At 62.5% G+C, this 17951-nt stretch carries 20 protein-coding genes; 12 read left to right on the top strand and 8 right to left on the bottom strand.

Translation table 11 applies throughout. From position 1 onward, the window contains the following. Nucleotides 1–179 (bottom strand): LysR family transcriptional regulator (locus MOV76_RS32065; RefSeq protein ID WP_247266022.1); only part of this gene is annotated, 179 nt, incomplete at its 3' end. Between the two features lie 123 nt (nt 180–302). Here MOV76_RS32065 and MOV76_RS32060 point away from each other — a divergent pair. The 5 genes from MOV76_RS32060 (at nt 303) to MOV76_RS32040 (ending at nt 4733) form a co-directional block, all read left to right on the top strand. Next, a complete protein-coding gene (locus MOV76_RS32060; protein WP_247266021.1) occupies nt 303–1703 on the top strand; it encodes an MFS transporter in 1401 nt (466 codons plus the stop codon). Nucleotides 1704–1799: 96 nt separating this feature from the next. Further along, a complete protein-coding gene (locus tag MOV76_RS32055; protein ID WP_026230636.1) occupies nt 1800–2177 on the top strand; it encodes a hypothetical protein in 378 nt (125 codons plus the stop codon). 238 nt (nt 2178–2415) lie between these two features. Further along, the gene (locus tag MOV76_RS32050; RefSeq protein WP_130652069.1) at nt 2416–2751 is read left to right on the top strand and encodes a hypothetical protein; all 336 of its coding nucleotides are present in this window, start codon (nt 2416–2418) and stop codon (nt 2749–2751) included. A gap of 476 nt (nt 2752–3227) precedes the next feature. Further along, nucleotides 3228–3371 carry a hypothetical protein gene (locus MOV76_RS32045; protein WP_003557866.1) on the top strand — a complete coding sequence of 48 codons (144 nt, stop codon included), beginning with the start codon at nt 3228–3230 and terminating at the stop codon, nt 3369–3371. A 294-nt stretch (nt 3372–3665) separates the two neighbouring features. Beyond that, entirely contained in the window at nt 3666–4733 is a 1068-nt protein-coding gene (locus MOV76_RS32040; RefSeq protein WP_027685400.1) for a fatty acid desaturase, read from the top strand. A gap of 76 nt (nt 4734–4809) precedes the next feature. Here the strand turns inward: MOV76_RS32040 and MOV76_RS32035 are convergent, their stop codons facing one another. Continuing rightward, on the bottom strand, nt 4810–5724 hold the full coding sequence (locus MOV76_RS32035; RefSeq protein ID WP_130652068.1) for an SDR family oxidoreductase: 915 nt from the start codon (nt 5722–5724) through the stop codon (nt 4810–4812). A 179-nt stretch (nt 5725–5903) separates the two neighbouring features. On the opposite strand from MOV76_RS32035, the gene MOV76_RS32030 reads away from it, so the two are divergent. Then, nucleotides 5904–6464 (top strand): TetR family transcriptional regulator, encoded by a 561-nt coding sequence (locus MOV76_RS32030; protein ID WP_247266020.1) that lies wholly within the window; start codon nt 5904–5906, stop codon nt 6462–6464. A 119-nt stretch (nt 6465–6583) separates the two neighbouring features. On the opposite strand, the gene MOV76_RS32025 is transcribed toward MOV76_RS32030, so the two are convergent. Continuing rightward, nucleotides 6584–7060: a YcgN family cysteine cluster protein gene (locus tag MOV76_RS32025; protein ID WP_018241273.1), complete on the bottom strand. Its 477-nt coding sequence runs from the start codon at nt 7058–7060 to the stop codon at nt 6584–6586. 203 nt (nt 7061–7263) lie between these two features. Here MOV76_RS32025 and MOV76_RS32020 point away from each other — a divergent pair, with 203 nt between their 5' ends. The 3 genes from MOV76_RS32020 (at nt 7264) to MOV76_RS32010 (ending at nt 10785) form a co-directional block, all read left to right on the top strand. Then, nucleotides 7264–9450, top strand: a complete 2187-nt coding sequence (locus MOV76_RS32020; protein WP_028733879.1) for a transglycosylase domain-containing protein — start codon at nt 7264–7266, stop codon at nt 9448–9450. 206 nt (nt 9451–9656) lie between these two features. Further along, complete coding sequence (locus tag MOV76_RS32015; RefSeq protein WP_247266019.1) at nt 9657–10244, top strand: DUF1214 domain-containing protein; 588 nt, start codon at nt 9657–9659, stop codon at nt 10242–10244. Then, nucleotides 10237–10785 carry a membrane protein gene (locus tag MOV76_RS32010; protein WP_018241270.1) on the top strand — a complete coding sequence of 183 codons (549 nt, stop codon included), beginning with the start codon at nt 10237–10239 and terminating at the stop codon, nt 10783–10785. The genes MOV76_RS32015 and MOV76_RS32010 overlap by 8 nt, the downstream gene beginning before the upstream one ends. A 13-nt stretch (nt 10786–10798) precedes the next feature. On the opposite strand, the gene MOV76_RS32005 is transcribed toward MOV76_RS32010, so the two are convergent. Then, nucleotides 10799–10966, bottom strand: a complete 168-nt coding sequence (locus MOV76_RS32005; protein WP_003546657.1) for a hypothetical protein — start codon at nt 10964–10966, stop codon at nt 10799–10801. A gap of 541 nt (nt 10967–11507) precedes the next feature. Between MOV76_RS32005 and MOV76_RS32000 the strand changes: the two genes are divergently transcribed. Both MOV76_RS32000 and MOV76_RS31995 read left to right on the top strand, forming a co-directional pair. After that, nucleotides 11508–11714 carry a hypothetical protein gene (locus tag MOV76_RS32000; protein WP_017963548.1) on the top strand — a complete coding sequence of 69 codons (207 nt, stop codon included), beginning with the start codon at nt 11508–11510 and terminating at the stop codon, nt 11712–11714. Between the two features lie 247 nt (nt 11715–11961). Next, nucleotides 11962–13008, top strand: a complete 1047-nt coding sequence (locus tag MOV76_RS31995; RefSeq protein ID WP_247266018.1) for a DUF2336 domain-containing protein — start codon at nt 11962–11964, stop codon at nt 13006–13008. 67 nt (nt 13009–13075) lie between these two features. Here MOV76_RS31995 and MOV76_RS31990 read toward each other — a convergent pair whose 3' ends face one another. From MOV76_RS31990 to MOV76_RS31980, 3 genes are all read right to left on the bottom strand, one after another. After that, nucleotides 13076–13420: a DUF1491 family protein gene (locus tag MOV76_RS31990; protein ID WP_026157293.1), complete on the bottom strand. Its 345-nt coding sequence runs from the start codon at nt 13418–13420 to the stop codon at nt 13076–13078. A gap of 61 nt (nt 13421–13481) precedes the next feature. Continuing rightward, complete coding sequence (locus MOV76_RS31985; protein ID WP_113543389.1) at nt 13482–14930, bottom strand: methyl-accepting chemotaxis protein; 1449 nt, start codon at nt 14928–14930, stop codon at nt 13482–13484. 132 nt (nt 14931–15062) lie between these two features. Then, the gene (locus MOV76_RS31980) at nt 15063–16037 is read right to left on the bottom strand and encodes an oxidoreductase (protein ID WP_028733874.1); all 975 of its coding nucleotides are present in this window, start codon (nt 16035–16037) and stop codon (nt 15063–15065) included. 58 nt (nt 16038–16095) lie between these two features. On the opposite strand from MOV76_RS31980, the gene MOV76_RS31975 reads away from it, so the two are divergent. Beyond that, nucleotides 16096–17133, top strand: a complete 1038-nt coding sequence (locus MOV76_RS31975) for an AraC family transcriptional regulator (protein WP_018241265.1) — start codon at nt 16096–16098, stop codon at nt 17131–17133. Nucleotides 17134–17136: 3 nt separating this feature from the next. On the opposite strand, the gene MOV76_RS31970 is transcribed toward MOV76_RS31975, so the two are convergent. Next, nucleotides 17137–17951, bottom strand: an 815-nt coding sequence (locus MOV76_RS31970) for a peptidoglycan-binding domain-containing protein (protein WP_247266017.1), incomplete at its 5' end; no start/stop codon positions are given.

Raw genomic sequence — 17951 nt, 5'->3', positions numbered from 1 at the left:
ACACGCACGAACAACTCGTCGTCCAGCGCTTCGCGCAGGCGCCGCAATGCGGCCGACAGGCCCGGCTGACCGAGCAGCAGGCGCTCGGCGGCGCGACTGACATTGCGCTCCTGCATCAGCACCGAAAAAGCCAGCAGGAGATTGAGGTCGATCTTGCGAAGCGTGGCGTCATTCATCATCGTCAGTAATACCTGGCATGGCTACTATCAATTTGCAATAGGAAAGGAAGCTGTACATTTTCTCGTTCCCTGCCGCCCGGCAACCTCCCCCGATGAGGCGGCAGCAAAGAAGGAACGATTTCGATGACTCTTTCCAAATCGCGAAGCGGGGCGGGGCTGGCATTGCTGCTGCTCTGCACCGCCAATTTCCTCGACGCCATGGACGTTTCCACCATCGGCGTTGCCTTGCCTGCCATCCAGGCCGAACTCGGCATGGAGGCGACATCGCTGCAATGGGCCGTCAGCGCCTATGTGCTCGGCTATGGCGGCTTCCTGCTGCTTGGCGGCCGCGTCGCCGACGTCTTCGGCCATCGCCGCGTCTTCCTCTGGTCGCTGGCGATCTTTGCCGGCGCCAGCATCGCCGGCGGCTTCGTCGATAGCGCGCCGACACTGATCGCCGCCCGATTGATCAAGGGCATTGCGGCTGCCTTCACCGCGCCTGCAGCCCTTGCGCTGCTGCTCTCCGTCTTCGGCGAGGGAACCGCGCGAGCAAAGGCGCTCGGCGTCTTCGCCTCTACCGGCGCCACCGGCTTCGTGCTCGGCATGGTGCTCGGCGGTGCCGCGACGATCTTCAGCTGGCGGGCGACGCTTGTCATGGGCGCGCCCGTCGCCATCCTGACACTCTTTCTGGCGCCGCTGGCGCTGCCAGCCGACCCCAAAAGGACGGGACCGCGGCCCAGTTTCGACTGGGCCGGCGCGCTGACGATCACGCCAGGGCTGCTGCTCTTCGTCTTCGGCATCACCAATGCTGCGGCCGCCGGCTGGCAAGCCTTCCCGACTTGGGGTTCGCTGCTGGCATCGCTGGTGCTGATTCTGCTCTTCCTCGTGGTCGAAGCGCGGCATGCCGATCCGATGGTGCCGCTCGGCATGTTCCGCCGGGCCAAGCTCCGGCATGCCAATGCGATCGCCGCTCTCTTCCAGGGCGCCTATGTCGGCTTCCAGTTCCTGGCGACGCTCTATTATCAGAACGTCATCGGCTGGTCGGCCTTCACAACCGGCTTCTGCTTTGCGCTCGGCGGCGTCTTCGTGATGTTCCTGGCGCCGCGTTTTGCGACGCTTGCGCAAAATCGCGGCGCCACCGGGCTGATGGCGGCGGGTGTCGGCCTGCAGGCGTTCAGCTACATCTTCTGGGTGACAGCACTCGGACATGTCGACCCGATCCTACTGGTGCTGTTTTCGCAGATCCCGCTCGGCCTCGGCTACGCCATGACCTACCCCTCGGTGCAGGTCGCGGCTCTTTCCGACGTGGAAGACGACAAGTCAGGGCTCGCCTCCGGACTGCTTTTCGCCTCCTTCCAGATCGGTGGCGGCATCGTGCTCGCGGCCGCCTCGGCAGTCTTCGGCGCCGCGCCACATTTCGGCTGGAACCCCTATATCGCCGGAATCGCTTTCGTGGCGCTGCTTGCGGTGGCGATCACCCTGCTTGCAGCCGCCGGTCCGCGGAGATCGGCCGCCCGGAGGCCCATCTATCAGGCGGCGGAATGACCGTCATCGGCCCGCACCCTGACCGGTGCGGGCTACTCATCAACCGCAGCGATATTTGCTGCAAGAATCCCGTTGCGTTGCCTGGTTGAAAGGCGCATGGTCGCAACTTCGGCAGCCAGTGTACGGGCGCTGCCGACTGAGGGTTTTTATACCCTTGCCCCGATGAAAGGAGGACCGATGTCTTCCACTTTCGAAAAGCCGCATCTGACTTCGTCCGATCTCGACATGCTGCAGGGCGTGCTCGACGACGCCGGCTACGACGCCAAAATCCTGATCGGCAACGAACGTGTCTTCAACGTCGCGGCCATACTGTTGATCAGGCTGTTCGAAGAGGGCGTCACCTCGCCGGCCTTGCTCTCACAAGCGCTCGAACACCATTTCGGCAAGCTGAAGACGCCGCCGAAACCGGTAACCCCCGTCTTTAACCGATATGCGATACAGGGATTGCCCCGCGAAAGACGCGCTGTCGGCTAGAGCAGTACCAACAAAAGTGCGCAGCGGTTTTGCCTCCGGATAGCGCAAAAACAAAAAGATCGAGCATTTCCGTCACTCGGAGAAACCAGGAAATCCTCCGCTACATAATTCCTTAAATCGGAATCGATTTAAGGGCAAAATTATGCAGCAATTCAAAGTGCTACAGCGTCCTTTGCGCGTCTAAAAAGACGCACGGCGCTGTAGAGGCGAGCGAGCCGCCCGGCTCCGAAGGATTATTGTGCGCAAAATCCTCTTGCTCTGTATCTGCGTCGCAGCGACCGGTTATTTCGGATGGGTGCAATTCGGGGCTTACCAACAACGGCAACAGGCTAGGGATCTCGCAGACATCGACAGGGAGCGCCGGGTGGCGCTCCTGGAAATCGATGGCTGCCAGGCGAAAGTGGATCTGCTTCTGTCGATGACAGACCGCCTGCTCAAGGCCGGCGGTATGCTGGTGCCGCTCGATATCGGACGGGACATAGAACTCTGTTTGGCCCGCGGCATCATGTCGACATCAGGCTTGGCGGAGATGGAAAGAACGAAGCTGATCCGCCTGTTTCCGGTGAATGACTAAGGCGGTCGCAATCTTTCAGATTCGCTCCTCGCGCTTCAGCTCTTTGTTTTCACGCATGTCGTGATCGCAAAACCGCTGCATAGTTTTTGTGCGACAGGCGTTATGCCCTGTGGAAATATGGCTTTCCTGCGGCGACGGCCTTAATGGCACCTCAATTTTACTCTATAAGGAGGGCTCGCTGATTTGGCCGATGCGGCATTTGCGGTGACCGGATTTCCGGCCCGCCATTTTCCCGATCGCGAAAGCATGGTGACGTCCCGTCTCAACGTCGGGTTTGGCTTTCGGTGACCTCTCCGGTCATCCGCCTCCAGACAGCGATGCGGTTTCAGCAGGCATCATTTTCATTCCATCCCTGCGGCCCGGTGTTGTCGGGTTGCCCCTCATGACGATCCCGCGATCTCGATCGCGACCGACAAACGGGGCGAATACCACGCAGGCTGCGGCTTTCAATTTCGATCTAAAGGGAGATTTTATCCATGGCAAAAGGACAGGTAAGAAGCAATCGCGAGGTCCGGAAGCCGAAGAAGGACAAGCAGGAAGCGAAGGTGGAAAGCACATTCGCCAACCAGATGAAGACGGCGACCAAAACCGCCCCGCAGGGCAGTGCTCCAAAGAAATAGAACCTCTTATCGAGCCGCCACTCTCGCCCTCGCTGCGCGTAACGGCGCAAGTGATAGCGCGTCCTGTCGGACACGCTGGCGTGACATCATCACCCATTGACATGTTCTCGAAAAAGGAATTGCTGCAACCATGACCACTCTTCATACAATGTACCACTTCGACTATCCGCTCTTCCTCATTCGCTCGGCCGTAGTGATTGCACTCGGCCTTTCGGCCATCGCGGCCTTTCACGGCGTCACTCTGTGATCGAATCTGCGCGCCGCAGCGAGTGCGAGGAAACCCAAGTGGCCCCTTTGGGCGAGTCTGACGAAAACCCGGAGAACGAAACCCCTGAGCGATCCCGGGCGAATGCCGAGCTTTTCGCTGAAAAACGCTGGCTGAAGATCCTTGCCGGATATCGCCAGCCACGAGCCGGACGCAGCGCTTTCGAGCTTGTCGTCACCGTCATCCCTTTCGCGCTGTTCTGGGCTGCCGCTTGGGCAGCGGTTCATTACAGCTTCTGGCCCGGCCTGATCCTCGTCCTTCCCGCCGCCGCCTTCCTGCTCCGGTTGTTCATGATCCAGCATGATTGCGGCCACGGCTCGTTTTTCGCCCGTCGCCGCGTCGACGACTGGGTTGGACGCACGATCGGCATCCTGACGCTGACGCCCTACGACTATTGGCGCCGGGCGCATGCGGAACACCACGCCTCGGCCGGAAACCTGGACGAACGCGGCGTTGGCGACATCGAAACCCTGACAATCGCCGAATACAACGCGCTGTCGCGTTGGGGCCGGCTTGGTTACCGGCTCTACCGGCATCCGATCGTGATGTTCGGGATCGGACCGGCCTGGCTGTTCCTCTTCAAGCAGCGCCTGCCTTTCGGCATGATGCGCTCCGGCGCCCTGCCCTGGGTCTCGACCATGGCGACCAATCTTGCCATCGCACTGGTCGCCGCGCTGCTGATCTGGGCGGTCGGAATCGTCCCCTTTTTACTGGTGCATCTGCCGACCGTGCTTCTGGCAGGTGCTGCCGGCGTCTGGTTGTTCTACGTGCAGCATCAATTCGAGGAAACACATTGGTCGAAGAAGCCGGACTGGCAGTTCCAGCATGCGGCCCTCCACGGTGCCTCGCATTACGACCTGCCGCCAGTGCTGCGCTGGATCACCGGCAATATCGGCATCCACCACGTGCATCATCTGTCGAGCCGGGTGCCCTACTACCGGCTGCCTGAGGTGCTGCGAGACCATCCTGAGCTTGCCGATATGGGCCGCATCACGCTCATGGAAAGCCTGCGTTGCGTCAAGCTGGTGCTGTGGGACGAACAGACGAAGCGACTGGTCTCGTTTCGCGACGCAGCGCGCCTCGCCGCCGCCCGGTAACGGACTTGAGAGCGGTTCAGACGACATCATGCTCTAATTCAGATTTTAGGCCGATCCGGCCTAAAATCATGCTGTTCTAGCGATAGCCCGTCACGTCCGCCGGCCTGCCGGGCTCCTGCACTTCCACCATGTAGCGCCAGCAATCCGGCCGAGAACCGTCGATATCGTCGAAGCCATAGGTCTTGGCGATCGCGCCGCTCGATAGCGATTGTCCGTTCCAGCGGGCGCGGTCGGGATCGGCAGCGATAGCGGCAACGGCGCGGCCGACGAAATGCGGCGTTTCGGAAATGGCGAAATGCGGCTGTACCTTCGTCGCCTCGCGCCAGTTCTCCTCGCTGACGCCATAAGCATCCAGCATCATTTCGGAGCGCAGCCAACCGGGCGTGATCGAAATTGCGGTGGCACCATGTTTCGCCAAATCTTGCGCATGCGCCCAGGCCATGCGTGTGACACCGGTTTTGACGAGGTCGTAAAAGGGCGACAGCCGGTAATGGGTGGCATTGTATTCGGCCGTGCCGTCGGTCATCTCGACCAGCAGCCCGCCGGGCCGCTCGATCATCAGCGGCAGGGCGTAGTGGGCGGTAATCAGATGCGTCTCGATGCCGAGCCGCAGCATGCGCAGGCCCTTGTCCAGCGAATGCTCCCAGACGGCCTTGTCCCATTCGAACAGTTTCTCGCAGCCCCAGATGTCGTTGACGAGAATATCGAGCCGGCCGGCTTCGCCGCGGATGCGGGCGACCAGCGCCTCGACCTGTTCCTCGACGAGATGGTCCACTTGCACGGCAATGCCCCTGCCGCCGGCTGATGTCACCAGCTCGGCCGTCTCCTCGATCGTCTCCGGTCTCATATATTCGGATTGCTGAGCGCGCGTCGTGCGCCCCGTCACGTAAACGGTGGCGCCGGCGGCGCCGAGTTCCACCGCGATGCCTCGACCGGCGCCGCGCGTAGCACCCGCCACCAAGGCAACTTTCTCCCGCAAGTTCGCTGTCACTTCTCCATCCTCCACGCTAGAACGGCCTTCATGCCGTAGGCACCCGGGGTTAACTCTTTGTTTTTACGCAATTCCGGAAGGAAAACCGCTTCACACTTTTCCTGGAATTGCTCCAGCTGGCGCCGCTTGTATATAAACGAATGATCGTTTACATTCGAGGCGAATGCAAGAGGAATTTCATGCCGCGTCGCCGCACACTTTCCGATGAACAGCTTCTCGCCATGGTGCTGGCGCTGATCCACGCCGAGGGGCCGGAGGCGGCGACCTTTGCGGCGGTGGCGAAAGCGAGCGGACTTTCCGGCTCGACGCTGGTGCAGCGTTTCGCGACGAAAGCGGCGATGCTGCGCGCCGCGTTGCTTTACGCCTGGGGCCGGCTGGATGCGGAAACAGCGCGGCTTGCCGAGACCGTGCCGAAAACGCCGGAAGGCGCCGTCGCGCTGCTCGTCGGCCTGTCGCAGGATTACGGCGACAATGCCGCCGCCTATGGCGAGGGACTGCTGGTGCTTCGCGAGGATTTCCGCGATCCGGTGCTGCGTGCCCGGGGTGCGGCCTGGGGAGCGGCACTGACGGCGGCAATCGCCCGATGTTTCGGATCGGCAAAGGCGCCGGAGACAATCGCCCGGCTGATGCTGTCGCAATGGCAGGGATCGCTGCTCTGGTGGGGTTTTGGCGCAGACGGGCCGGTGGCTGCCTATGTCGAGACGGAACTGCGGCGCTTCCTCGCGGCAATAAGGTCCTGAGCCCGCCTAGAGCATGATGCCGAAAAGTGTAAGCGGTTTTCAGACGACATCATGCTCTAACTCTTTAAGTTAGAACAGGATTCAGATTTTAGGCCGACCCGGCCTAAAATCATCTTGTTCTAGGCTTCCTCTTCGTCCTTCTCCTCACCCACCGTCAGCGGCCAGTCGACGACATAATCCTCGAGATCGTCGATATCGATCTCATTTTCGCTGATCGCGCGGCCCCGCGCGGAAATGCCGGCGGCATGGACGGTCTCCGGGTCGCCGGAGACGAGCGGGTGCCACCAGTAAAGATCGCGGCCTTCATTGACCAGCCGGTAGCCGCAGGTGGGCGGCAGCCAGGCAATGTCAGGCACGTTCTCCTTCGTCAGTTGCACGCAGTCCGGCACGAAATCCCAGCGGTTCTCATAGCTGGAGCAGCGACAGCTTTGGCCGTCGAGCAGCTTGCAGCTGACCGAGGTGAAATAGATATCGCCGCTATCCCATTCCTCGATCTTGTTGAGACAACAGAGGCCGCAGCCGTCGCAGAGGCTTTCCCACTCGGCGACGGTCATTTCGGCTAGCGTCTTGCTCTTCCAGAAGGGCAGATCGTTCATCGTTCGTTTCTTGCAACAGCGGCCCGCAAATTCGCGTGACCCGCATGCATCTCTCTTGTTATCAGCCGCAAAATCAATCAATTCTCAGTATACTCCTGGTACTCGGAGAATTCTCTCCTGGTATCGGAGAGCTTTGCGGCCATATGCGGGCCTCGCGCTTTCGTCGGATATGACCGAAGCGCGATCAGGCGGGAATACAGGACGTGCAGGATCCGGACAACCCAGAAAACGGGCCAGAAAACAGGCCCGGAAAAGCGGCGAACGAGGCTGCGGACAAGCGGCCGAGGAAGAGCCGTCACATTCTGCTGCGCATCGATTCCTGGATCGATTCGACCGTCTGGAACGCCGGCTTCCGCGCCGCCGAGATCTGGGAAGACATTACCATCTTCTTCCGCCGCTTCCGCGTGCGCGGCTGGAAGCGCATGGTCTTCGAACTTGCCGGCGAAGGGCTGACGCTCGGGGCGGCCGGCTCGGTGCTGATGCTGCTGCTTGCCCAGCCCGCCTTCGAGGCGACCAAGGAGGACTGGCGCAACCGCGGCGATTTCGCCGTCACCTTCACCGACCGCTATGGCAACGTCATCGGCCATCGCGGCGTCATCCACCAGAATTCCGTGCCGATCGACGAGCTGCCGGATTCGCTGATCAAATCGGTGATCGCCACCGAGGACCGGCGCTTCTTCGACCATTTCGGCATCGATTTCATCGGCCTCTTCCGCGCCATGAGCGAGAATGCACGCGCCGGCGAAGTCGTGCAGGGCGGCTCGACGCTGACCCAGCAGCTCGCCAAGAACCTGTTCCTGTCCAACGAACGCTCGATCGACCGCAAGGTCACCGAGGCGTTCCTGGCACTATGGCTCGAGGCGAACCTTTCCAAGAAAGAAATCCTCTCCACCTATCTCGACCGCGCCTATATGGGCGGCGGCACCTTCGGCGCAGCGGCGGCGGCACAGTTCTATTTCGGCAAGAACATCACCGATGTGAACCTTGCCGAATCCGCCATGCTTGCCGGCCTGTTCAAGGCGCCGGCCAAATACGCGCCGCATGTCAACCTGCCGGCGGCGCGTGCCCGCGCCAACGAAGTGCTGACCAATTTGGTGCAGAGCGGGCTGATGACCGAGGGCCAGGTGATCGCCGCCAGGCGCAATCCAGCCACCGTCGTCGACCGCAACGAGGTGGAATCGCCCGATTTCTTCCTCGATTGGGCTTTCGACGAGGTGCAGCGGCTGTCACCGCGTTTCCACCAGCATTCGCTGATCGTGCGCACGACGATCGACATGGGCATCCAGCAGGCGGCCGAGGATTCGGTCGAGACTTCATTGCGCGAATATGGCGAGGCCTATCACGCCAAGCAGGGCGCGATGGTGATGATCGAGAACGGCGGCGCCGTTCGCGCCATGGTCGGCGGCCGGGATTACGGCGAGAGCCAGTTCAACCGCGCCACCAGGGCGCTGCGCCAGCCGGGTTCCTCCTTCAAGGTCTACACCTATTCGGTGGCGATGGAGAGCGGGATGACGCCGCAGACGACGATCGTCGACGCGCCGATCTCCTGGGGCAATTGGAGCCCGCATAATTATGCGAATCGCTATGCCGGCCGCATCACACTCGAGACCGCCATCGCCCAGTCGATCAACACCGTGCCGGTGCGGCTCGCCAAGGAAAAGCTCGGTATTCAGCCGATCCGGGCAATGGCGAAAAACCTCGGCGTCGAAACGCCGATCCGCGACGACGTTACCATCCCGATCGGCACCTCCGAGGTGACGGTGCTCGACCAGGCGACGGCCTACGCCACCTTCCCGGCCGGCGGCTACCAGTCGCGCCGCCACGGCATCACCCAGATCCTCGATTACGACGGCGACGTGCTCTACGATTTCGACCGCGACGAGCCGGCGCCGAAACGCGTGCTCTCCGAAAAGGCCGATGCCTATATGAACCAGATGCTGTCGCGCGTTCCCTATGTCGGCACGGCGCGCAAGGCAGCCCTCGACAACGGCATCGTGACAGCCGGCAAGACCGGCACGACCCAGGCCTATCGCGACGCCTGGTTCGTCGGCTTCACCGGCAATTACACCTGTGCCGTCTGGTTCGGCAATGACGACTATACCTCGACCAACGAGATGACCGGCGGCTCGCTGCCGGCGATGACCTTCAAGCGCGCCATGGACTACGCCCACCAAGGTGTCACGCTGCGGGCCATCCCCGGCATCGAAAACCCCCTACCCTCGGACAAGGATCTCGCCAAGACTGCCGCCGCTAAGCCGCAGGACGGATTGCCGCAGCTTATCCGGCCGCGCATGCTTTCGGTTCAATCGACGGACATCCTCAAGAAGCTCGGCGAGAAGCTGAAGGATGCCGCCCCGCTCGCGCCGGCGAAGGTGGCGAGCGCGGAGTAGCCGGCCACGCCTCACGTCCAGATCTCCCATCAGCGTCCGCCGGCATCGATGCATCGGCGTGGATTGCTGTCGCCGCCTGCGCCATGACGGCTTTGCCGCAGTTGGCATGACCGTGGATCAATCGGCCTCTATGTCGTGGCGTGGCATTCCACCCTGCCAGAATCAGTGGTAACCCTTTCATCCGATATGGTTTCCAAGGTCTTGACGTGTTTCGATTCCCCCTCTTTATCGCGATCACGCTGATCGTCGCCTTTGGCGGCGGGATCATGATTTCGCTTTATGCGCTGGATGCGACGCAGGGTTTCGGGGCGATCAAGCTCGGCGCCTGGGAGGCCTTTCCGGCGTTGCAGACCGTCGAGGCTGATCCTTATGCCAAATCGCACCGGGCGCGCGCCGGCAAGCTGCTCTATGGCAGCGCCGAGGGCCTGACCTTCACGGCGAGCGTCGACGACGACGGCGCGCGGCTGAATGCCGGCTGCCGCTATCGCATCAGCGGGCAAACGCCGCCTGCCCGGCTCTGGACCCTGTTTACCGCCGACAATGGCGGCAATCCGGCGGCGGTGGCGACCGGGCATCCCTCAGCGCTCAATTCCTGGACGGTGCTGCGCCAGCAAGACAGCAGTTTCTCGATCGAGATATCCGCCGTGGCGCAGCCGGGCAACTGGCTGGCCCTGCCACAGGCCGGCACTTTCCGGCTGGTGCTGACACTGTTCGACACTCCGACCGCCGGTAGTTCCGGCGTGATCGACCTCGCCATGCCGAAACTCACCAAGACCGGATGCGGCAATGCTTAGGATATTCTTCGCCGTCCTGACCGGTCTTTTCGGCGCAGCCCTGCTGCATCTCGTCATCATCCTGTCGCTGCCGCATTTCACCGGCAAGGATGCGGCAACCCGCGTGGAGGCAGAGGGCGACCTCAACAATTTCTACCTGCTCGGCAACCAGTATGACGAAGCCGGCCTTGCCAATGGCGACCCCTTCGTGCGCACCGCCGTCTGCTCCTTCGATGTCGAGGATGCGCCGGTGCATTTCACCGCCAAGGGCAATGTGCCCTTCTGGTCGATCGCGATTTACGACAGCGCCTCCAACGAGGTCTTCAGCATGAACGACAGGACGTCGGTCGGTGGTGCGCTCGATGTGGTGGCCGGCAGTCCGATCCAGCTGACCGACCTGCGCAAAAACCTGCCGCAGGAGCTGCAGCAGGCGATCCTGGTGGAAATGGCACGGCCGGACGGTTATGCCGTGCTGCGGACGCTGGCGCCGCAGGCGAGCTTCGATGAGGCCGCGCGCAACTTCCTGACGGAAGCCGGCTGCGAGCAATTCGCCGCTCGCTGAGGTTGAAGAGCGGTTACTTCTTGTTGACGCGCGGCGCGGGCGCCGGACGATGTTTCGGGCTCTCGGCCAACCGCTCGTAGCGGACGCCGGTGAACCAAAGGATCTTGGCTTCGCGGGGCTCTTTGTCCGGGCGACGCGGCGCCCGCGGCCGCCGATCCGCCAATGCGACTACTATTGCCATTCTCGTCTCCATGCACTGCCCGAGACGGATGAACTTGCGATGGATTTCACCCTGCCCGCCAATGTGCGAGCCGGCGCGTCCTGCAGTGCCGGGATGACCGGACCGAGGGCATTCGCGCCTTTCCCACGGCACTTGATTGAAATACCGTGATGCGGAGTTTCAACGATCCAACTACTCAAATCGCGTCGTTCCTATCCGAATTGAGCCACATGACAGTTAACAGTTTACTAATATTCGGCGGATGCCAAACACAGTTCACCTCACTTCTCCTTTAACGCCCGAAGAGTTGATTTGGTTTCACGCCGCCCGCGCAAAGGCCCGGCCTGGCGTCGACGCATAAAATTAGAGATAATTCATATAGTTGGCATTGGCGCGGCAATCTCCCCGCCGGGAAAGGGACAGTGTTGCAAAAATGCGTCATGAAAATATTTAATTGCGAGGCGCTCAGATGGGCGTATGTTCGCGCATGTCGATCACATGTTTCCGGGCACCGATCGATCGGAGATGTTCCCCGCTCTTGCCGGAATGCGGAGGGTAAGCGGTGTCTTTGCTGGTGAATTCATCCTTCTCGCCTGACGATCTCGACGTGCTGCGCAGTGCCCTCGATGCCTGGTGCTCGGAACGGCGCATCGACATCAAAAGCGTCGAGGCGCAGTTCGCGGCATCCGCAGCCCTCGACCTTTATCAGGCCGGTTACGACAGCCGCGAAAAGCTGCTGCACGCGCTGCGCGATCATAGGATCGCCTGAGCTTTTCCACCATCACAGCGGCGATGAGCATCGCGCAACGGCGCTTCCAAACCGATCACTTTTATAGTGCCGGCTAGCCATGCCGACACTCGCTTAGCGTGTATATTTCTGTTGCTTTTTAATAAAATCTTCAGCATGCATTAACCGTACCGGTGTAGGATTTGTTCATAACCGTATGGCCTGACATGCGTTCCGCCAGCGCATATCGGCCCTTGGTCCCCTTGTTCTGCGTTTTCGGGGTGTTTTTGTGCGTGACCGGTTTCGAGACCTAGAAGGCCCCTTGGCCGTCAGGAAAAAGGACGTGGTGTTAATGGCGACTGTCAGCAGTTTCGAGAACCTGTCTCATCCGACACGCTCCGAACTGCGCCAATTTGCCGAACTTTTCATGCCGCTGTTTCAGGCCTCCTCCGACGAGGCCAAGCGCCAGGCGGTCGCGGCACTGTCCCAATGCGAGAACATGCCGGCAGCCGTGGCGCTGTTCATCGGCAACCAGCCTATCGAGATCGCGGCGCCTTTTCTTGCCGCCTCAAAGGCCGTCGCCGACGATACGCTAATCACCATCGCGCGCATGCAGGGTGCAGCGCATGTCAAGGCGATCGTCAGCCGCGATTCACTCTCGCCGAAGGTCATTGATGCGCTGGTGGCGCTGCGCCAGAGCCAGCCGCGGTCCGCGGGCGCATCGGCGCCGATCACGGAATCGCCGGCCGTCCCGCTTTCACCAGCGCCTGCCGAAACCAACGAGGCAGATGCGCTGGAGGAACAGCGGGTTGCCAATGAAGAGGCATTGCGCGAGCGCATCCTCGGGCTTGCCGGTCATCTCGGCCGTGCCGACGAGGACAGGCTCGGTCTGCGCACGCTGACAGACATTCAAGAGGCGCTGCTGGTGCGCTTCGCTCGCTCGCGCGAGGCGACGCATTTCGCAACCGCACTTGCCGACGCGCTTTCCGCCAGCCGCTGGCTTGCCGAGCGCATCATGCTCGATCTTTCCGGCCAGCAGCTCGCCACGACGCTGACCAGCCTCGGCATGGGCTTTCTCGACGCCGTCTTTGTGCTCGAAAGGCTCTATCCGCACCTTGCCGAACAGCAGCACAACGTCACGCGCGGCTGGATGGTGCTCGATGCACTCGACCCGGAAGAATGCCACGAACGCGTCGAAGCCTGGCGGCGTGCGGATCGCTACACCTATAGGCCGGAAGCGCCTGATACGCCGGCGCCGGCAGCACCCGACCATCGTTTCATCCGCCAGGCGGCGCCGCAGCGCGACATGCGCGTCATGGGGCGGCGGTATCGCTGAGCTGGAATGACTAACCTCACCGCATGGTGAGCTGTTCGAAATGGTGAGGAGCTGACGCGCCTGGCCGTCAGCCGCCCTTGGCAAGCGGGATCATGTCCCCCAATTCCTCCGCCTCCAACTCGACGATCCAGAGATCGGGGTCGAATTTGCGTTCGCGCTCCAGCATCGCACGCACCGCTTCCGGTTCGCTGCGCGACAGGCGGATCTCGAACAGGCGGTCACCGGCCTGACCTTCGTCGAAGGCGGTCTGCGGCGCCGGCGCATAGAGCGTTTCCAGGCCGCTGCGGAAATGCTGGCGGATAAAGATCGCACCCGCCTCCTCCGCGCCCTTCTTCTCGACGGCGGCGAAATCGCCGCTGGCAAAGACGCGGCGCAGGAGGGCTGAAACGAAGATGTCGGCGCGTAGTCTCATTGGTGCGGTATAGACCGGCCTGTGGGCGGCGGCAATGCGGGATCAGAGTTTGATCCCGGGGTCAGACCTTGATTGCCAGCCGCAATCCGCCCCAGTGCCGTCCGCGCACGGTGATCGGAGCGGAGATATCCTTCATCATCACGAAATTGCCACCGCCCATGTCGCGCCTGTAGGTCTGGACGAGGAAAGGCGCGGTGCTGCGGCCTGCGGCAAGACCGACGCGATCGGCGAAGATGCGGCGATTGCGGCAATTGGCGGTGTTCCAGACGGTGTCGCCGGGCCGCTGGGCTTGCGAGAATTTTCGGTTGTGAGTCGGCAGATAGCCGTTCTCGTCGATCGCCGCGCAAAAGGCGATGCGCTCGTCCAAGGCTGTGACGGGTTCCTGGATCGGCGGCAGCAGGCGGTCGGTGAGCTCGGTAAAGGCTGCCATCACCTGTGCCGGATCGGAGCCGGCTATCGGCCGATAGCGTCGATCGAAGAGAGCATCGAGCCCGATCTGGCCTTCAGCGACGGCGCGTTCGAAGGCGCCGGAAATCTGTCTTGCCACCGATTGCGCTTCCTCGATCCAACGGCTGTCGGCGGTCTTGACGCCGGCGCTCGCCGTCAGCTGGATCAGGGTTTCCGACAGGCCGACGACGCTGTCGACGCGTTTCGCCGCCTGCTGCAGCCTGACATTCGAGCCAGCGACTTCGGCTGACATCTCGCCGAGTTTCTCGACGAAGCCGGCGCATTGCTGGTCGACCGCCTCGGTGGTGTTGGCCATGACAGTCGAACTGTCGAGGATGCGGGTGATGACATGTTCCATGCTTTCGAAGGCACCGCGCATCGCCTCCGACTTGTCACGCACGCCGGCCGCACTGTCGCGCGCATCGCTGCCGACGGCCGACAGCCGGTCGATCTTCACGCGCAGTTCGTCCAGCGTCTGTTGGATGGAGCCGGTCGCCTTCGAGGTCTGCAGCGAAAGCGCGCGGACCTCGGCGGCGACGACCGCAAAACCCTTGCCCGCATCGCCGGCGCGCGCCGCCTCGATCGCGGCATTCAGCGCCAGCAGGTTGGTCTGGCGGGCAATGGTGCTGATCTCCTCGGCGATATTGTCGACATCGGCAAGCGACTTGGAGAAGCCGGCGATCTCAGTGCCGATCTCGTTGGAGGACTGGACCATGTGGCCGATCTCGGCGACGGAGCCGGTCAGGCGGTCGGCCGATTCTTTCAGCATGTGGCGGGCCTCGGCCGCCGTGCGGTCGGTCTCGCGCAGCGACACGGCGACCGAGCGGTTGGTCTCGGCAATCGACAGCGCTGTGCGGGTGACATGATCGAAGGCGGAGGCATGCCGGGCCGACATTCCCGCCATATCCTGGATAGCGCCGGCGATATCGACGAGATCAATGCCAAGGGTGGAGGCTTCTTCGGCAAGGCGCAGCAGGATGTGGCGCAGCGCCTCGGGGTCTGGCCCCCCCGCTTCGACCGCCGGTTCTCCGGCCAGATCGTCTATCGCCTTCAGCGCATGCATGACCGACGCTCCCCCGCCCCAATCAGAAAAGCTTCAGGCAACATGGTTAACAAGTTGCAAACAGCGGCGACACCTTAGACTTAGGTTGTAGAGAAATCAGACTCCGTGACTGTGGGTGGCCGTTTGGCGCCATCAGCTGGCGATGAAGCCCGTCAGCCGCTCGCTCAGCTGCCAAAGGCGTTCGGCAAATTCCGGATCGGTTGCCCAAGGGCGGACACCGAGCATCTCGGTCGAATCGCCGGGGACGGCGGTGGCGATATCGCAGTTCTCGCAATAGACGCCGCCGAGACCCTCGAGCTTCTCGCTGACGGCGCACCAGACGGTGGTCGACGCCCCCTGCTCAATCGTCTTCTTGTTGTTTTCCGGATCGATGACCGGCTTGCCATCCTCATCGACATAGCCGCTCGCCCTGAGGAAGTCGCTCGACTGGTGGCGGACCAGATTGGTGGTGACGATACCGCCGGGATGCAGCGAGAAGGCTCTGACACCGTGCTTCGCACCCAAAGCGTCCAGTGAGACCGCAAAGAGAGCATTTGCCGTCTTCGACTGGCCATAGGCGAGATAGGGCGCGTATTCGCGGTTCTCGAAATTCGGATCGTCGAAATCGACGCCGGAGAAGACGTGACCGCGCGAGGAGACGGCGACGACGCGCGCACCCTCGGCCTTCACCAGCGCCGGCCAGAGGCGGGCAGTGAGCTGAAAATGGCCGAGATGATTGGTGGAGAACTGCGATTCGTAACCACGGGCGTCACGCGTCAGCGGGTTCGCCATGACGGCAGCATTGTTGATGAGCAGATGCAGGGGCTCGCCGCTTTCGAGGAAGCGGTCGGCGAAGTCGTCGATCGACCCGGGGTCCATCAGGTCGAGCTTTTCCACCGCAAGGCCGGGAATGCTTTCCACGGCCGCCTTGGCCTTTCCGAGATTGCGGGCGGGAACGACAACCCTGGCGCCGGCTTCGGCGAGCACGCGCGCTGTCTCGAGGCCAAGACCGGAGTAACCGCCGGTGACGATCGCGACCTTGCCCGAAAGATCGTGCCCGGCAATGACGTCGGCGGCGGTTGAGGCCGCACCGAAGCCGGAACCGATGGGAGCTTGTGGGGTGGACATGGCATGCCCTCCGTTGTTGCATGATGGCCTTATGTACGCCCGGGAAACGGGATTCTGAATGCTTGCAAATCCCGATTTCCTGCTTCATCGTTCAAAAATGATCAGTGACCCGCTCTCCGAAATGCTCAATCTGCTCGATGCGCGCTGCCTTGTGTCGGGCGGGCTGATCGCCGGCGGCGCCTGGGCGCTGCGCTTCCCCCGGCCGAACCGGATCAAGATCAGCGCGGTCGCCAAAGGGCGCTGCTGGCTTTGCCTCGACAATGGCAGTGAACCCATTCTGCTCGAGGCGGGCGACGTTGCGCTTCTGAACGGCCGGCACTCCTTCATCCTGGCGAGCGACCTTGCCGTTGCGCCCGCCGACGCGGTCGGCGCCTTCAAGGAGAAGGTCGACGGCATGGCACGCCACGGCGTTGGCGAGGATTTCCATTATCTCGGCGGCCACATCGCGCTCGGGCCGCAGGGCATGGAGCTGCTGTCCGACGTGCTGCCGCCGATCATTCATGTGCGCGCCGCCCTTGCCGAAGCCGGCGTGCTGCGCTGGCTGCTCGACCAGCTGGTGCGGGAGATGGCGGCAAAGCGGCCAGGCGCCCTGCTCGCCTCGACCCAGCTTGCACAATTGATGTTCGTGCAGGTGCTGAGGGCGCACATCATGAGCTCGGCGCCATTGACGGTCGGGTGGCTCCGCGCCTTCGGCGACGATCGGATTGCGCCGGCGCTGCGGCTGATGCACGGCGATCCCGGCCGGTCCTGGCAGCTTGGCGAACTGGCGAAGGCGGCCGGCATGTCGCGCACGAGCTTTGCGCTGCGGTTCAAGACCGTGGCGGGGGTTGCGCCGCTTACCTATCTGATCGGCTGGCGCATGCGCCTTGCCGAACGCGAGCTGCGGGAGGGCAGCATGCCGGTTTCGGCGCTGGCGCTTTCGCTCGGCTACACATCCGAAAGCGCCTTCAGCAACGCCTTCAAGCGGATGACGGGTATGGCGCCCAGGCGCTATCGCGTGGCGATGGCCCGCGAGGCCGGGCCGATCGAAGAGGTGGTGGATGTCGAGGGCCAGGCGATGACGACGCATTACCGGCTGTTGAAGGCGGCATCATAGCGGCTAGATCGCGCCGATTTCCTTGAGTTTCTTCAGCACCGCCTGGTTCGGCTCACCGTCTTCGGGCAGGTTGTAGTGCTTCTGAAAATGGCGGATGGCCGCGCGGGTCTGCTCGCCGGCGACGCCGTCGACACCGACATTGGCATAGGCCATGTTGGAAAGACCCTTCTGGATCTTCAGCACCAGATCGACATTGGTGATTTCGCTTGATGGAACCTGCTTTGCCGCTGATGGGGCCGTTTTGACCGTCTTTTCAGCGCTACGGATCGCCGCCGCCACCGGGTCTTCAGCCGCTGCCTTCGAGCTTACATCTTCGGGCGGCTTTTCGGCGGGCACGGTCGAGGGACCGGCGGCATCGGTCTTCAGCGCCGCCAGTACCTCCGGCGTCGGATCGCCGGTCTGGGTCATGCCGACGGTCTCCTCGAAGAAGAGAATGGCCGCACTGGTGCGCGGACCGATGATGCCGTCGGGTATGCCGTTATAGAGGCCGCGGCGCACCAGCTGCTGCTGGATGTCCATGACGAGCTGGCTCGGTTGCTGGCCGGGTGCGGCCGGCGCCGGTGTCGCGTTGGTGGTGGCGGTATCCTGCGGCCGCTCAATCCGGAAGGTGGTGACGTCGCCCTGCTGCTCCTCGGCTAGGCGACGGGCGCCGAGCACGGTCGGAGACTGCGGATCGCGGGTGCGGAAGATCGGATGCGGATGCAGGCCCGGCTGATACCAGAGCGCATTGGCGGCGACGAAGGAGAAAATGACGGCGAAGGTGATCGTGCCGCCGGCGACCGACGGATTGCGGCCGATGACGCCGCCGAGCACGGAGG

Source organism: Rhizobium sp. PRIMUS64 (assembly GCF_023006465.1).
Lineage (GTDB): Bacteria > Pseudomonadota > Alphaproteobacteria > Rhizobiales > Rhizobiaceae > Rhizobium > Rhizobium leguminosarum.
Note: the sequence above shows the minus strand (reverse complement) of the source record. Positions and strands in the feature narration are given on the sequence as shown.

Bases quoted from the DNA above. Each gene is read 5' to 3' on its own strand.
- MOV76_RS31985 (WP_113543389.1), bottom strand. From the start codon at position 14,930: ATGCATGCGCTGAAGGCGATAGACGATCTGGCCGGAGAACCGGCGGTC.
- MOV76_RS32010 (WP_018241270.1), top strand. From the start codon at position 10,237: ATGCTTAGGATATTCTTCGCCGTCCTGACCGGTCTTTTCGGCGCAGCC.
- MOV76_RS32005 (WP_003546657.1), bottom strand. From the start codon at position 10,966: ATGGCAATAGTAGTCGCATTGGCGGATCGGCGGCCGCGGGCGCCGCGT.
- MOV76_RS31975 (WP_018241265.1), top strand. From the start codon at position 16,096: ATGCTTGCAAATCCCGATTTCCTGCTTCATCGTTCAAAAATGATCAGT.
- MOV76_RS32060 (WP_247266021.1), top strand. From the start codon at position 303: ATGACTCTTTCCAAATCGCGAAGCGGGGCGGGGCTGGCATTGCTGCTG.
- MOV76_RS31990 (WP_026157293.1), bottom strand. From the start codon at position 13,420: ATGAGACTACGCGCCGACATCTTCGTTTCAGCCCTCCTGCGCCGCGTC.
- MOV76_RS32030 (WP_247266020.1), top strand. From the start codon at position 5,904: ATGCCGCGTCGCCGCACACTTTCCGATGAACAGCTTCTCGCCATGGTG.
- MOV76_RS31980 (WP_028733874.1), bottom strand. From the start codon at position 16,037: ATGTCCACCCCACAAGCTCCCATCGGTTCCGGCTTCGGTGCGGCCTCA.
- MOV76_RS32045 (WP_003557866.1), top strand. From the start codon at position 3,228: ATGGCAAAAGGACAGGTAAGAAGCAATCGCGAGGTCCGGAAGCCGAAG.
- MOV76_RS32055 (WP_026230636.1), top strand. From the start codon at position 1,800: ATGGTCGCAACTTCGGCAGCCAGTGTACGGGCGCTGCCGACTGAGGGT.
- MOV76_RS32025 (WP_018241273.1), bottom strand. From the start codon at position 7,060: ATGAACGATCTGCCCTTCTGGAAGAGCAAGACGCTAGCCGAAATGACC.